The 13,901-nt window shown below is 55.0% G+C and carries 16 protein-coding genes; 3 read left to right on the forward strand and 13 right to left on the reverse strand.

The window, feature by feature from the left end; translation table 11 throughout:
• Positions 1 to 150: 150 nt before the first annotated feature.
• From sdhB to sdhC, 4 genes are read right to left on the reverse strand one after another with little or no spacing between them, the layout of a single operon-like run.
• Complete coding sequence (sdhB, locus tag ACO7SM_RS15185; protein ID WP_192611586.1) at positions 151 to 867, reverse strand: succinate dehydrogenase iron-sulfur subunit SdhB; 717 nt, start codon at positions 865 to 867, stop codon at positions 151 to 153.
• Positions 868 to 882: 15 nt separating this feature from the next.
• Positions 883 to 2,649 carry a succinate dehydrogenase flavoprotein subunit gene (sdhA, locus tag ACO7SM_RS15190; RefSeq protein ID WP_490468231.1) on the reverse strand — a complete coding sequence of 589 codons (1,767 nt, stop codon included), beginning with the start codon at positions 2,647 to 2,649 and terminating at the stop codon, positions 883 to 885.
• Positions 2,649 to 2,996, reverse strand: a complete 348-nt coding sequence (gene sdhD / locus ACO7SM_RS15195) for a succinate dehydrogenase membrane anchor subunit (RefSeq protein WP_490468232.1) — start codon at positions 2,994 to 2,996, stop codon at positions 2,649 to 2,651. The genes sdhA and sdhD overlap by 1 nt, the downstream gene beginning before the upstream one ends.
• Complete coding sequence (sdhC, locus tag ACO7SM_RS15200; protein ID WP_162382505.1) at positions 2,990 to 3,394, reverse strand: succinate dehydrogenase cytochrome b556 subunit; 405 nt, start codon at positions 3,392 to 3,394, stop codon at positions 2,990 to 2,992. Before sdhC ends, sdhD begins: the two co-directional genes overlap by 7 nt.
• 379 nt (positions 3,395 to 3,773) lie before the next feature.
• On the opposite strand from sdhC, the gene ACO7SM_RS15205 reads away from it, so the two are divergent.
• The 3 genes from ACO7SM_RS15205 to ACO7SM_RS15215 all read left to right on the forward strand — a co-directional run bounded on the left by ACO7SM_RS15205 (position 3,774) and on the right by ACO7SM_RS15215 (position 6,574).
• Complete coding sequence (locus tag ACO7SM_RS15205) at positions 3,774 to 3,833, forward strand: hypothetical protein (RefSeq protein WP_442870729.1); 60 nt, start codon at positions 3,774 to 3,776, stop codon at positions 3,831 to 3,833.
• 255 nt (positions 3,834 to 4,088) lie between these two features.
• Positions 4,089 to 5,372: a citrate synthase gene (locus tag ACO7SM_RS15210; protein ID WP_203358465.1), complete on the forward strand. Its 1,284-nt coding sequence runs from the start codon at positions 4,089 to 4,091 to the stop codon at positions 5,370 to 5,372.
• 152 nt (positions 5,373 to 5,524) lie between these two features.
• On the forward strand, positions 5,525 to 6,574 hold the full coding sequence (locus ACO7SM_RS15215; RefSeq protein ID WP_490468233.1) for an AbrB family transcriptional regulator: 1,050 nt from the start codon (positions 5,525 to 5,527) through the stop codon (positions 6,572 to 6,574).
• A 9-nt stretch (positions 6,575 to 6,583) separates the two neighbouring features.
• On the opposite strand, the gene ACO7SM_RS15220 is transcribed toward ACO7SM_RS15215, so the two are convergent.
• From ACO7SM_RS15220 to ybgI, 9 genes are read right to left on the reverse strand one after another with little or no spacing between them, the layout of a single operon-like run.
• Positions 6,584 to 7,444 (reverse strand): hypothetical protein, encoded by an 861-nt coding sequence (locus ACO7SM_RS15220; RefSeq protein ID WP_490468234.1) that lies wholly within the window; start codon positions 7,442 to 7,444, stop codon positions 6,584 to 6,586.
• 52 nt (positions 7,445 to 7,496) lie between these two features.
• Positions 7,497 to 8,288, reverse strand: a complete 792-nt coding sequence (gene nei, locus ACO7SM_RS15225) for an endonuclease VIII (protein ID WP_490468235.1) — start codon at positions 8,286 to 8,288, stop codon at positions 7,497 to 7,499.
• Positions 8,289 to 8,301: 13 nt separating this feature from the next.
• Entirely contained in the window at positions 8,302 to 8,946 is a 645-nt protein-coding gene (gene pcp / locus ACO7SM_RS15230; RefSeq protein ID WP_490468236.1) for a pyroglutamyl-peptidase I, read from the reverse strand.
• Positions 8,947 to 8,960: 14 nt separating this feature from the next.
• Entirely contained in the window at positions 8,961 to 9,956 is a 996-nt protein-coding gene (locus ACO7SM_RS15235) for a DUF979 domain-containing protein (RefSeq protein WP_490468237.1), read from the reverse strand.
• Positions 9,953 to 10,681 (reverse strand): DUF969 domain-containing protein, encoded by a 729-nt coding sequence (locus tag ACO7SM_RS15240; protein ID WP_490468238.1) that lies wholly within the window; start codon positions 10,679 to 10,681, stop codon positions 9,953 to 9,955. The genes ACO7SM_RS15235 and ACO7SM_RS15240 overlap by 4 nt, the downstream gene beginning before the upstream one ends.
• 60 nt (positions 10,682 to 10,741) lie before the next feature.
• Positions 10,742 to 11,476: a 5-oxoprolinase subunit PxpA gene (gene pxpA, locus ACO7SM_RS15245; RefSeq protein WP_490470958.1), complete on the reverse strand. Its 735-nt coding sequence runs from the start codon at positions 11,474 to 11,476 to the stop codon at positions 10,742 to 10,744.
• Positions 11,466 to 12,398, reverse strand: coding sequence for a 5-oxoprolinase subunit PxpC (gene pxpC / locus ACO7SM_RS15250; RefSeq protein ID WP_490468239.1), 933 nt, complete (start codon positions 12,396 to 12,398; stop codon positions 11,466 to 11,468). Before pxpC ends, pxpA begins: the two co-directional genes overlap by 11 nt.
• A complete protein-coding gene (pxpB, locus tag ACO7SM_RS15255) occupies positions 12,392 to 13,048 on the reverse strand; it encodes a 5-oxoprolinase subunit PxpB (RefSeq protein ID WP_490468240.1) in 657 nt (218 codons plus the stop codon). The genes pxpC and pxpB overlap by 7 nt, the downstream gene beginning before the upstream one ends.
• A gap of 21 nt (positions 13,049 to 13,069) precedes the next feature.
• Positions 13,070 to 13,813: a radiation resistance protein YbgI gene (ybgI, locus tag ACO7SM_RS15260; protein WP_490470959.1), complete on the reverse strand. Its 744-nt coding sequence runs from the start codon at positions 13,811 to 13,813 to the stop codon at positions 13,070 to 13,072.
• Positions 13,814 to 13,901: the final 88 nt, after the last annotated feature.

The following is a 13,901-nucleotide window of genomic DNA, read 5'->3' on the forward strand; positions in this document are numbered from 1 at the left end:
AATGGGCAGTTTTTAGAGGTTTCCTGCACTAATTTGCCGGATGGCGACCCCGTAGGCCTGATAAGCGAAGCGCCATCAGGCAAAATGTGCCGGATGGCGACGTAAACGTCTTATCCGGCCTACAGGATTGCCACCGCGGGCAATGTCTACTTACGCACTGCGATTCAGCAACATCGACTTAATATGACCAATCGCGCGCGTCGGGTTCAGCCCCTTAGGACAAACACTGACGCAGTTCATAATGCTGTGACAGCGGAATACGCTGAAAGCATCACTCAACCCTTCCAGACGGCTATCGGTTTCAGTATCGCGGCTGTCAATCAGGAAGCGATACGCGGCAAGCAGACCCGCCGGGCCGATAAATTTGTCCGGATTCCACCAGAATGACGGGCAGGATGTTGAGCAGCAGGCACACAGAATGCACTCGTACAATCCATCCAGTTTTTCACGCTGCTCAGGCATTTGTAAATGCTCGCGAGCGGGTGGATTTTGCCCATTATTCAATAGGTAAGGTTTAATCTTCTCATATTGGGCATAGAATTGCCCCATGTCTACCACCAAATCGCGAACAACCGGTAAGCCAGGCAGGGGACGGATCACAATTTTCTTACCCGGCTGGTGTAACGCCGAAATCGGGGTGATACAGGCCAGACCATTTTTACCGTTCATGTTCAAACCATCGGAGCCACACACCCCTTCACGGCAGGAACGACGGAACGACAAACTTGGGTCTTTTTCTTTCAACTGGATTAAGGCATCCAGCAGCATCATGTCACGCCCTTCTTCGCCTTCCAGGCTGTAATCCTGCATGCGCGGAGCGTCATCAACATCCGGGTTATAGCGATAAATCGAAAACTCGAGTTTCATTGTCCTGTCTCCGCATTAATAAGTACGAATCTTCGGCGGGAATGCCGGGCGCAGTTTCGGTTCCATGTTGACCTGACGTCGCGTCATGGATTCCGTCTCTGGCAGATACAGGGAGTGGCACAGCCAGTTTTCATCATCACGTTCCGGGAAGTCGAAGCGGCTATGCGCGCCACGGCTTTCAGTACGGAAGTTGGCGGATACTGCGGTTGCGTAAGCGGTTTCCATCAGGTTATCCAGCTCCAGGCATTCAACACGCTGGGTATTGAACTCGCTGGAGGTGTCATCCAGGCGCGCATTTTTCAGACGCTCGCGGATCGCTTTCAACTGCTCAAGCCCTTTCGCCATCGCATCACCTTCGCGGAATACCGAGAAGTTATGCTGCATACATTCCTGCAAGGCTTTACGGATAACCACCGGATCTTCGCCGTCACGGTTGCCGTTCCAGCGGTTCAGACGTTCCAGAGAGGCATCGATTTCCTCATCGGTCGCATCCAGCAGGGCGCCCTGCTCGGCGATGGATTCTTGCAGATGCAGGCCCACCGCACGGCCAAACACCACCAGGTCGAGCAGCGAGTTGCCGCCCAGACGGTTGGCGCCGTGAACCGATACGCAGGCGATTTCGCCCACCGCAAACAGCCCAGGAATCACCACGTCTTCGCCCTGCGCGTTCACGGTCAGCGCCTGGCCGGTCACTTTGGTCGGAATACCGCCCATCATGTAGTGGCAGGTTGGAATGACCGGAATCGGCTCTTTCACCGGGTCAACGTGTGCGAAGGTACGGGACAGCTCAAGAATGCCCGGCAGACGGGATTCGAGAACATCTTTACCCAGATGGTCGAGTTTCAATTTAGCATGCGGGCCCCACGGGCCGTCGCAGCCGCGCCCTTCACGGATTTCGATCATGATGGAACGCGCCACCACGTCACGACCCGCCAGGTCTTTCGCATTCGGGGCATAACGCTCCATGAAGCGCTCGCCGTGTTTGTTCAGCAGATAGCCACCTTCACCACGGCAGCCTTCTGTCACCAGAACGCCCGCACCGGCGATACCGGTTGGGTGGAACTGCCACATTTCCATATCCTGCACCGGGACACCGGCACGGATAGCCATACCGACGCCGTCACCGGTGTTGATATGCGCGTTAGTGGTGGACTGATAGATACGGCCTGCACCGCCGGTCGCCAGCACGGTGGCGTTAGCTTTGAAGTAAACCACTTCACCGGTTTCGATACACAGCGCGGTACAACCAACCACTGCGCCATCGGCGTTTTTCACCAGATCCAGCGCATACCACTCAGAGAAAATAGTGGTGTGGTTCTTCAGGTTCTGTTGATACAGCGTGTGCAGCAGTGCGTGACCGGTACGGTCTGCCGCGGCTGCGGTACGTGCCGCCTGCTCGCCGCCGAAGTTTTTCGACTGGCCGCCAAACGGACGTTGATAAATAGTGCCATTATCGAGGCGAGAGAACGGAAGCCCCATGTGGTCCAGCTCCAGAATCGCTTCCGGGCCGGTCTTACACATGTATTCAATCGCGTCCTGGTCACCAATATAGTCCGACCCTTTTACGGTGTCGTACATGTGCCATTCCCAGTTATCTTCATGGGTATTCCCGAGCGCAACGGTAATGCCACCCTGCGCAGACACGGTATGGGAACGGGTTGGGAAGACTTTAGACAGCAGCGCACAGGTTTGGCCGCTTTGGGAAATTTGCAGCGCCGCACGCATACCTGCGCCGCCTGCGCCAATCACTACAGCATCAAATTCTCTTACTGGCAGTTTCATTACACACCCCACACCACAACAAATCCATAAATGACGTAAACCACCAGCGCAACAACAATAACCAGTTGCAGCCCAAGGCGCACAGCCAGCGGTTTAACGTAGTCGGTCAACACCTGCCACATGCCGATCCAGGCATGGATTAAGATGGAAAACAGAGCCAGCAGGGTGAAGACTTTGGTGAATGCCGATGAGAAGAAACCCGTCCAGGCTTCCCAGGTCAACTCGCCGCTTGTGGCGAAGAAACCCACCATGTAGATGATGTATAACGTCAGAACGATAGCGGTAGCACGGACCAGAATGAAGTCATGTACGCCGTTGCGTCCCAATGCGGAGGCGTTGCTTACCATACGAGGACTCCTGCGAGAAGTGAAAGCACGACAGTGATAACAAAAGAGATTTTGGCCGAGCGTTTACCCGCTTCGAATGTTTCTTCCAGATAGCCAAAATCCATCATCATGTGACGAACACCGACCACGACGTGATACGCCAGCGCCGTGAGAATGCCCCACATAATTAATTTAACGAAGAAGCTTCCCATGATGGCGGACGCCTGCTGGAATCCTTCAGGGGAAGAGAGGCTGGTACCCAATAACCACAACAGGATCCCGACCGCCACAAAGGTGATCACTCCAGAAACGCGATGGAGAATGGACGCTATCGCCGTGATTGGGAAGCGGATCGTTTGCAGATCCAAATTGACAGGTCTTTGTTTTTTCACATTTCTTATCATGAATAACGCCCACATGCTGTTCTTATTATTCCCTTTGGACTTCGGGTACAGAGAGGATCCTGTAGCCTGGAAGACGGCGGGATTTCCTTACTCCGGTCTGCGTGCGGGTCAGACAGCGTCCTTATCTATAACTGTGCGTCATGTAAAACACTGCTTCCAGATGCTAAATCGACACGTTACAACGCTGGGTGGCTCGGGATTGCAGGGTATTCCGGAGACCTGGCGGCAGTATAGGACGTTCACAAAATCATTACAATTAACCTACATATAGTTTGTCGGGTTTTATCCCGAACAGTGACATAGGTCACGATAACAACATTTATTTAATTTTTAATCATCTGATTTGACAACCATTAAACAAAGTTGTTACAAACGACACCAGAAAAAGCATATAATGCGTAAAAGTTATGGGGTCACTCTTTCACCTGACATTAAGTTATGTAACAGTGTATAGGTATTGACCGATTCCTTCAGGACAGTTATTAGTGATAAACAGGTTTAATAATTCGGATTGCTAAGTACTTGATTTGCTGCTTATTCGCCATGAATTAACCGTTTTACCTGCAAGCGCCCATAGCTCTGTACCCAGGTCTTCCCCCCTCTTTCCAGAGCGGCGAGCCAAATAACAAACTGGTAACGGTTCATTGATGTACGAAGGCAAATGTGAGTTCCGGCAGTCTTAAGCAATAAGGCGCTAAGGAGACCGTAAATGGCTGATACAAAAGCAAAGCTCACCCTAAATGGTGATGCAGCTATTGAACTGGATGTGCTGAAGGGCACGCTAGGTCAAGACGTTATTGATATTCGTAGCCTTGGTTCAAAAGGTATGTTCACTTTTGACCCAGGTTTTACCTCTACCGCATCCTGCGAATCCAAAATTACGTTCATCGACGGCGATGAAGGTATTTTGCTGCATCGCGGCTTCCCGATCGATCAGTTGGCGACCGAGTCCAACTATCTGGAAGTGTGTTATATCCTGCTGTACGGCGAGAAGCCGAGCCAGGAAGAGTACGACGAGTTCAGAACTACTGTTACCCGCCATACGATGATCCACGAGCAAATTACTCGCCTGTTCCACGCCTTCCGTCGCGATTCTCATCCGATGGCCGTTATGTGTGGGATCACCGGTGCGCTGGCGGCGTTTTATCACGACTCCCTGGACGTGAATAACCCGCGCCACCGTGAAATTGCTGCCTTCCGTCTGCTGTCCAAAATGCCCACCATGGCGGCAATGTGTTACAAGTATTCTATCGGCCAGCCGTTCGTTTACCCGCGCAACGACCTCTCCTATGCCGGTAATTTCCTGAACATGATGTTCTCTACACCGTGTGAAAACTATGAAGTGAACCCGGTGCTGGAACGTGCGATGGACCGTATCCTGATCCTGCACGCCGATCACGAACAGAACGCGTCAACCTCTACCGTGCGTACCGCCGGTTCTTCTGGCGCTAACCCATTTGCCTGCATCGCAGCCGGTATCGCCTCCCTGTGGGGACCGGCGCACGGCGGCGCGAACGAAGCCGCGCTGAAAATGCTGGAAGAAATCAGCTCTGTTCAGCACATACCGGAATTTGTTCGCCGCGCGAAAGACAAGAACGACTCTTTCCGCCTGATGGGCTTCGGTCACCGTGTTTACAAAAACTACGATCCGCGTGCGACCGTGATGCGCGAAACCTGCCACGAAGTACTGAAAGAGCTGGGCACCAAAGATGACCTGCTGGAAGTGGCGATGGAGCTGGAACACATCGCGCTGAACGACCCGTACTTCATCGAGAAGAAACTCTACCCGAACGTAGACTTCTACTCCGGTATCATTCTGAAAGCGATGGGCATTCCGTCCTCCATGTTTACCGTTATCTTCGCGATGGCGCGTACCGTGGGCTGGATTGCACACTGGAACGAAATGCACACCGACGGCATGAAAATCGCACGTCCTCGTCAGCTCTACACCGGCTACGAGCAGCGCGATTTTAAATCCGCGATCAAGCGTTAATTTTCGCGCTCAGCAAAACGCGCCTGCGGGCGCGTTTTTTTATGCCTTCACCGCCCTTCCCCCGCCTTTTTATTGATTACTGGTATTTTTTTCTCCGCCCGCTTTCTCTATGCTGTATCGATACATCTCACAAAAATACCAGGGAGCATGAAATGCCCGTTTTGCAGTGGAGCTTGTTGTTTCTGCTCTCTCTCCTGCTCTCGCTGATTTTTCTCTTCTTGCATCTCCCGGCGGCACTGCTGCTCGGCCCGATGATCGCAGGCATTGTATTCAGTATGAAAGGCGTCACTCTGCGCCTTCCCCGTTCCGCTTTTCTTGCCGCACAGGCGATTCTTGGCTGCATGATTGCGCAAAACATGACCAGTTCGATATTGACCACCCTGGCGGTAAACTGGCCGGTTGTGCTGGCTATCCTGTTCGTCACGCTGCTTTCCAGCGCGGCGGTGGGCTGGCTGTTGGTGCGTTACAGCGGATTACCCGGCAACACCGGCGCGTGGGGCTCGTCTCCCGGCGGGGCAGCGGCAATGGTCTCCATGGCGCAGGACTACGGCGCAGATATTCGACTGGTGGCGTTCATGCAATACCTGCGGGTACTGTTCGTTGCCGGCGCCGCGGTGTTAGTCACGCGTATTGCACTGGGCAACGGTGCCGAAGCGGTCAGCCAGCAGATTGAATGGTTCCCGCCGCTCAGTCTGAACCTGTTAACCACCCTGCTGCTTGCTGCGGTCGCGGGAATTGCCGGGCGCGTATTACGCATTCCTTCCGGCACCATGCTGTTGCCGATGCTGGCGGGCGCGGTGCTGCATTCAGGTGGAATCGTTGAAATTGAATTGCCGGAATGGCTGCTGGCGGCGGCTTATATGGCGATCGGCTGGCGTATTGGCCTGGGTTTCGACAAACAGGTGTTCTTTCTGGCGCTGCGCCCGCTGCCGCAAATTCTGGCTTCGATCTTTGCCCTGTTGGCAATTTGCGCAGCAATGGCATGGGGACTCGCCCACTACATGCAGATTGATTTTATGACCGCTTACCTTGCCACCAGCCCCGGAGGGCTGGATACGGTGGCGGTGATCGCCGCTGGCAGCAATGCCAACATGGCGCTGATCATGGCAATGCAGACCCTGAGGCTGTTTAGCATTTTGCTAACCGGCCCCGCCGTGGCCCGGTTTATTTCAGCCCATGCGCCGAAACAGCCTCTGTCATGACGAGACGTATTAATCCGGAAATTCGGTTTCTGTAACGGTGGTTCCCGCCGTTGCCGACTCCAGTAAAAATTCCGTCGTCCCTCCCGGAAAACTCTGCGTAATATGCAAAACGTTATCCCCTTGCCATTGATATTCCACACGTTCGGTATCGCCCAGTTTTTCAATGGTGAGGTTTTTACCCGGCGTCAATGTCGGCAGCAGATTTTTGCTATCTGACCGCGCTTTCCGGTGCGCCTCGTAGGCGTCGTTCATCGACATATTGGGATAAAAACAGCGCGTCATTGCCCCATTTTCATACACATATTCCATATCCCGTGGCCCCGATTCACACTTGCGGGTATCCGGTTTTGTGGCCTGTTTATTGCCGCCGCGAGTGTAAGTGACGATTTTATCTTCATATAAAAAAGCCAGTTTGCTGCCAAAATCGAGTAACTCAACGCCCGCAAACGGGCACTCTCCCACCGGCGATGTTGTCTCCAGAATGGTGAGTTTTTCAGGCAGTTTCAGACCGACACTGGCAAACAGGGAGGTATAGATTTCAACGGTGCTATTGCTGTGATAATACTTCACAGGCGTCTGAGCGTAGGCGTTCCAGGACAAGCGACACGCCGTACCGAACATCATCTCATGGCCTTTGAAGGCGATTGGCTTGTCGGTGAATGTCTGTTGGTAAAAAGCGTCAGGGTGGTTTTTATCCCCCATCAGCGATTCCCGACTGACCGACGCATAGTGCCACTGCGTGCCATCAAGTCTTTGGGTCAGTTCCTCAACCGATGAGTTGATGGGTAACGGGCTGTCGCTGGCAAAAACGGCGGAACTGCCGGTCAAGATGAAAAGTAATGCAACACCATAAAAACGCCGAAAATCCATTTTCTCTCCTGTTCAATACCTGACATGCGGACTGCAAGGGTAACGTGTCGCCCTACCGTTGACAATGCGGACACCAGTAATACGGTCGTGATGAAAGCATCGTTTTTTCGATAATACCGCCGCAGCGCTCGCAGGCTTCACCGTCGCGATGAAAGACCTTAAAGCGAAACAGCGCACCGTGATGTTTATTGTCATCCACCTGACCCCGGGTGGTATAAGACAGACGAGGGATATCGAGCAACGCGTGCGATAACGCCACGCGCTGCGAATCGCTGAGATCTTTCGCCTTGTGCTGCCCGGACAATCCCACCTGCCAGAGGATCTCCACCCGCAGATAGTTTCCCAGTCCGGCGAGAAACGCCTGATCCAGCAGAAGCCCGGAAAACTGGCGATTACGAAAACGCGGTGAAAGCAGTCGGGCTTCAACGGCCTGTGGCGTTAAATTGGAGTCCAGAACATCCGGCCCAACCCGTTGCAAAAACGGATGCGTGGTCAGTTGTTCTGGCGTCAGCATGTCGATATCGGACGCGCTATAAAGCAGGATGGTTTTATCGGCGGTTTGCAACCGGACGCGCAAAACGCGTGTGGTTTCCGGCGTTTCACCGCTATCGACCACCCTCCACACGCCATAAAGCTGATTGTGGCTGTAAAGCGTGAGTCCTGAGGAGAAGTGGGTCAGCAACGCTTTCCCCCGCGTCTCCATCTGAGTGACGGTTTGCCCAATCAGCGATGATTGATACGGTTTTAACCTATCAAAGGCAAACCAGACATCCGTCAGCGGTTTGCCTTTGATAGCCGCCTCCAGGTTATCCGCCGCGCGGCGAATCTCCGGGCCTTCTGGCATGTTCTGTCCTTACTTAATGGGTTGCACCGCCCGTTACGGCGATATCATTTTCTACCTGTAGCGCCGTGGTAATGGCGATTTCCAGCGCCTGACGCACCGTTGTCGCCGCCATGCTTGGCGCGCCAGGGTGCGCCGCCGCCTGTTCTGGCAAATAAGGGATATGGATGAATCCCCCCTTCACCTCCGGCCTGGCGTTGAGTTTATGTAGCAGTCCGTACATCACGTGGTTACAGACAAACGTCCCTGCGGTTTGCGACACCGAGGCCGGAACGCCCGCTTCACGCATTGCCGCCACCATCGCTTTGATCGGCAGCGTACTAAACCAGGCCGCCGGCCCCTGCGCCACTATCGGCTCATCAACCGGCTGCTTGCCACGGTTATCCGGGATACGGGCATCATCAACGTTGATAGCCACCCGCTCCAGCGTAATATCCGCACGCCCTCCCGCCTGACCGACGGCCAGCACCAGCGAAGGCGACAACGCATCAATGGCGTCGCTCAGTACCGTGAGCGATTCGCCAAACACGCACGGCAGTTGGCGCGCCACCACGCGACATCCTGCGATAATCGCATTGTCGAGTCGGGAGACGACTTCCCAGGAAGGGTTAACCTGCTCGCCGCCAAAGGGCTCAAATCCGGTGATTAAGACGGTTTTCATGGATTGCGCCCTCCTTACGGGAACATCAGAAAATACATCAGGAACACGTTGACCAACAGCAGCAGCGCGCCGGTCGGCACCTGCGCTTTAATGACCGCGTTTTTATCCGGCAGTTCCAGCAGCGCTGCCGGTACGATGTTGAAGTTGGCCGCCATCGGCGTCATCAGCGTTCCACAATAGCCAGAGAACATGCCGATGGCCGCCATCACCGCCGGATTACCTCCGTGCTGCAACACCAGAATCGGAATACCAATTCCCGCCGTCACAATTGGGAAAGCGGCAAACGCATTGCCCATCACCATGGTCAGCAGCGCCATACCAAGGGTGTAAACCGCAACGGCCACAAAGCGGCTGTCAACGGCAAGGTAGTGCTGGGTGAGATACGAAATCCCGCTGCCAACGCCCGCCGCTGTAAACAGTAATCCCAGCGTGGCAAGAATTTGCGGCAGGATGAAGGCCCAGCCAATAGAATCCAGAAGACGTCGCGCCTCCTGAATCGGCTGATGGACGCTCTCGCGGGTCATTTTTATCGCCATCCCCAGACCGATCACCGTCCCTGCGGTCATCGAAAACAGCGTGACCAGCGTGGAATGGTTGCCAGGGCCAAACAGCGTATTCTGTAATCCGGGGATGTGGTTGAACATCAGTACGCCGATCACCGTCACCACTGGGATCGCCAGCGCCGGGTAAAACAGACGGTTGCCCAGCCGGGTGGCGCTCTCCTGACGCTGCTCGCGGGTACGCTGGTGATAGCTGCCCAGCTTCACGCCGCCGAAACCGGCAATCAACGCCATCAGCACCACCGCCACGCCGACCGCAATTTGCACCGTACGTTTGTCGCCAACCAGAGAATATGTCCAGTCGCCCACTAAAAACAGCAGGCCATAAACGCCCCAGAACAATCCGGTCGTTAAACGGCGCGGATTGGCTTTATCCCGCCAGGACATCACGGCGACCAGCAATAACACCACACCGGCCAGCCAGTAGAGATAGCTTTGTTGAAAATTCATTTCGCTTCTCCTTTGCTGGCCGCAACGGTATTCACTTTCGCCATTTCTCGCTGCAGATAGTTATCCAGACGCCATAGCCTTGTTGCGTGGATCAGGAAGGCGCAGATCGCCGTCGGGATCCCCCACAGGGCAATGTGCAACGGCTCAGTCTGGATCCCTCCCGACTCCAGCATAAAATTGTGCATGAAAATAATGGCACCAAAGGCCACGAAAATGTCTTCGCCAAAGAACAGCCCAACGTTGTCGGTCGCCGCCGACATCGCCCGCAGGCGGTAACGCACCGCGCCGGGAAGCGCGCCGTGATTTTTTTCTGCCGCCCCTTCCGCCATGGGTGCCAGCAACGGGCGCACCATTTGCGGATGGCCGCCGAGGCTGGTTAATCCCAGCGCAGCGGTGGCTTCACGCACAAACAGATACACAATCAGCAGGCGTCCCGCCGTGGCGCTGTGGATTTTGGCAATCCACGCCTGGGCGCGCTCTTTCAACCCGTGGCGCTCCAGCAGACCGATAACGGCCAGCGGGATCAGCAGGGTAAACGGCAGATTACGGGTGTTGAGGAAACCTTCCCCCAATTTTTCAAGGATCCTGGCGATCGGCATATGCGCCGCCAGTCCGGTGACGATCCCGGCAACGATGACCACCAATACCGGGTTAAAGCGTAAGAGAAAGCCAACCACAATGACGGCGATCCCCATCAGTGGCCAGAGTGCGACTGCATCTTCCATAATCCATTCCTGTAAGTTATGTTGCGTGTTATTTTATTGTTTTATATAAATATTAATGCGTTATGCGCCAATCTGAATATCGTATGCGTTGAACGCGGCGCGCAAGCGACGGGCAAAAGCGAGTGCGTGCTCGCCATCCCCGTGAAGACACACCGTTTGCGCCACCACGTTCGCCCACTCGCCGGTAATGCTTTTGACTCGCCCGGACTGCACCATCTCCAGCGTTTGCGCCAGAGACTGTTCTTCGTCTTCGATAAGCGCGCCTGGCTGGGTGCGCGGCACCAGACTGCCATCCGCCAGATATCCCCGATCGGCAAACACTTCCTGGCGCGTCGTCAGGCCATAGTGAGCGCCTGCGCGGATCAGTTCACTGCCGGCCAGTCCCACCAGAATCAATGCCGGATCGCAGGCATGCACTGCCCTGGCGATAGCATCTGCCAGTTGCGCGTCTTTGGCCGCCTGGTTATACAACATGCCGTGCGGTTTAACGTGGCGCATCACGCCGCCTTCCGCCTTCGCAATTGCCGCCAGCGCGCCAATTTGATACAGCGTTTGGGCATACACCGTTTCCGGCGGTAGCGTCATGGCGGTGCGACCAAAGTTTTCCCGATCCGGAAAACTGGGGTGTGCGCCAATCGCTACGCCATTTTTTAGTGCTTCGCGCACGCTTAACAGCATGGTTTGCGCATCACCCGCGTGAAATCCGCAGGCGATATTGGCAGAGGAGACCAGCGTGAGCAGTTCGCTGTCGCTGGCGCAGCCTTCACCTAAGTCTGCATTGAGGTCAATTTTCATCACTGAGCCGCCATGTGAGCTGTTGCAGGTAACGTTGCTGATCCCGGCGCGCTTTTAGCGCCTCTTCCAGCGAACACTGAACGAAATGAATCGGCTGTCCGAGGGGAATTTGCGCCAGATGGTACATATCGGCTTCGATAATGCAGGCAATCCGCGGATAGCCGCCCGTTGTCTGGGCATCATTCATCAGGACTATCGGCTGACCATTGTGCGGCACCTGCACGACGCCTGGCAGTAAACCGTGGGACATCATTTCGCGATCCGTGGTGCGTGTTAACGGCTGCCCCTGCAAACGATAGCCCATCCGGTTACTTTGCGGACTGAGTTGCCAGGGTGAGCGCCAGAATGCCTCCTGCGAGGCCGTATCAAATTCATGATATTCCGGGCCAGGCAGCGCGCGGATCCAGTTCCCCCACAGCAGTTGCTTAACCCCCTGCGGGCCGCTGAATTGCCGTGCAGGTTTCCCGGTTGCCAGGCGGTCGCCGTCTTTTAACAGACGCCCCTCCAGGCCGCCGATCCCCACTTTCAGGTCGGTACTGTATGACCCCATCACCGGTGGAACATCAATCCCGCCCGCGATAGCCAAATAGCTGCGCATCCCGTGTTGCGGTCGTTTTAACGTCAGCCGCTGTCCTGCCTTCATCGGCAACCGCCAGCCTGTCCAGACGGGTTTGTCGTCCAGTCGCGCCTCACAGCTTGCGCCGGTCAGGGCAAACCAGCCGTCGGCCATAAACTCCACCACCAGTTGACCCAGCGTCACTTCCAGCGCCGCGGCATTGGCATCATTGCCCACCAGCAGATTGGCGATGTGCAACGCCGGTTTATCCAGCGCACCACAATGGCTAATCCCGGACTGGCGAAAACCCTGCCGTCCGCCATCCTGTACGGAGGTGTACAGACCCGCACGAATAATATTCAGCATACGCCCTCCTTCTGCGGCACAAATCGCACACTGTCTCCGGGACGCAGCAGAATCGGTTCATCCCGCATAGGGTCGAACAGTTTTAGCGAGGTATGACCGATCAACTGCCAACCGCCCGGTGTCGACAAGGGGTAAATTCCCGTTTGCGCGCCGCCGATACCCACGGAACCTGCCGGAACAAGCAGGCGTGGTTCCGCACGTCGCGGGGTATGTAATTGTTCCGGTAAATTCCCAAGATAGGGAAACCCAGGCTGAAAACCTAAAAACCAGACCACGTACTCGACGGAAGAGTGCAGTTCAACCACCTGTTTTTCACTCAGGCCACTGTGTCGGGCCACCTCGCTCAGATCCGGCCCCCCTGCTCCGCCGTAAGTGACCGGAATCTCAATAAAACGTGAGTCAGGCTCCAGCGCCACACTCTCTTCCCACCAGCGCTGCAGCCGCTCTATGGCATCCAGCGCCAGGGTTTGCGGCTCACGCAGGATAACCGTGATATTGTTCATTCCCGGAATGGCTTCCGCCACATTCGGCATCTCGGCCAGACGCTGTGTCAGCCGCCAGATGCGTTTTTGCGTGGCGAGGGTGACCGGCGGCTCAAGTTCGAGTACCACCGCCGTTTCACCCAACAGATAACAACGCGCTCGTTGCACTTTCGTCCCTCTTAGAGTTGTTTAGGCCGGATTGGGAATATCAATAAAGGTGACGTCCAGCTCGGTGTTTTCAGTCAACCATTCGCTTAACGCACGAATACCGCCACGCTCGGTCGCATGATGTCCGGCGGCATAAAAATGCAGTCCTTGTTCACGCGCTGAATGAATCGTCTGTTCAGACACTTCGCCAGTAATAAATGCATCGACGCCAAAACGGGCGGCGCTGTCGATAAAGCTTTGACCGCCACCGGTACACCACGCCACACGCTGAACCGTATCCGGCCCGGTATCCCCGCACCATAACGGTTTACGCCCCAGACGCGCTTCAATCCATGACGCCAGCTCCAGGCCCGGAACCGGCATCGTCAGTTCGCCCCACGGGACTAACGGCTCAATCTCACCCATCACGGTGATCCCGAGCAACGCCGCGAGTTGTGCGTTGTTGCCCAGTTCAGGATGGGCATCCAGCGGCAGGTGCCAGCCATAGAGGTTGATATCATGGGTCAGCAGGGTTTTCAGTCGGTTACGCTTCATTCCACGAATAACCGGCGATTCCCCTTTCCAGAAGTAACCATGATGAACGATAACCGCATCAGCCTGCAGGCGGACGGCTTCGTCAAGCAACGCCTGGCTTGCCGTTACACCGGTCACGATTTTTTGTACCGTTGCTTTTCCTTCAACCTGCAATCCATTCGGCGCGTAATCACTGATGGCCGCACTGTTTAGTTTTTCGTTGATCAGATGTTCCAGTTCAGTGTTTTTCATCATTGTTCCCTTCTTAATGTATTCATTACGTTAAAATAGCGTTCTCCCGCCTGTTCGTCGATAGCCATTTCTTTGACATATTGATAAA

The organism is Citrobacter sp. LJND-P06 (genome assembly GCF_058188415.1).

Coding starts and splice junctions, on each gene's coding strand:
- sdhB (WP_192611586.1), bottom strand. CDS start 867: ATGAAACTCGAGTTTTCGATTTATCGCTATAACCCGGATGTTGATGAC.
- sdhA (WP_490468231.1), bottom strand. CDS start 2,649: ATGAAACTGCCAGTAAGAGAATTTGATGCTGTAGTGATTGGCGCAGGC.
- sdhD (WP_490468232.1), bottom strand. CDS start 2,996: ATGGTAAGCAACGCCTCCGCATTGGGACGCAACGGCGTACATGACTTC.
- sdhC (WP_162382505.1), bottom strand. CDS start 3,394: ATGTGGGCGTTATTCATGATAAGAAATGTGAAAAAACAAAGACCTGTC.
- ACO7SM_RS15210 (WP_203358465.1), top strand. CDS start 4,089: ATGGCTGATACAAAAGCAAAGCTCACCCTAAATGGTGATGCAGCTATT.
- ACO7SM_RS15215 (WP_490468233.1), top strand. CDS start 5,525: ATGCCCGTTTTGCAGTGGAGCTTGTTGTTTCTGCTCTCTCTCCTGCTC.
- ACO7SM_RS15220 (WP_490468234.1), bottom strand. CDS start 7,444: ATGGATTTTCGGCGTTTTTATGGTGTTGCATTACTTTTCATCTTGACC.
- nei (WP_490468235.1), bottom strand. CDS start 8,288: ATGCCAGAAGGCCCGGAGATTCGCCGCGCGGCGGATAACCTGGAGGCG.
- pcp (WP_490468236.1), bottom strand. CDS start 8,946: ATGAAAACCGTCTTAATCACCGGATTTGAGCCCTTTGGCGGCGAGCAG.
- ACO7SM_RS15235 (WP_490468237.1), bottom strand. CDS start 9,956: ATGAATTTTCAACAAAGCTATCTCTACTGGCTGGCCGGTGTGGTGTTA.
- ACO7SM_RS15240 (WP_490468238.1), bottom strand. CDS start 10,681: ATGGAAGATGCAGTCGCACTCTGGCCACTGATGGGGATCGCCGTCATT.
- pxpA (WP_490470958.1), bottom strand. CDS start 11,476: ATGAAAATTGACCTCAATGCAGACTTAGGTGAAGGCTGCGCCAGCGAC.
- pxpC (WP_490468239.1), bottom strand. CDS start 12,398: ATGCTGAATATTATTCGTGCGGGTCTGTACACCTCCGTACAGGATGGC.
- ybgI (WP_490470959.1), bottom strand. CDS start 13,813: ATGAAAAACACTGAACTGGAACATCTGATCAACGAAAAACTAAACAGT.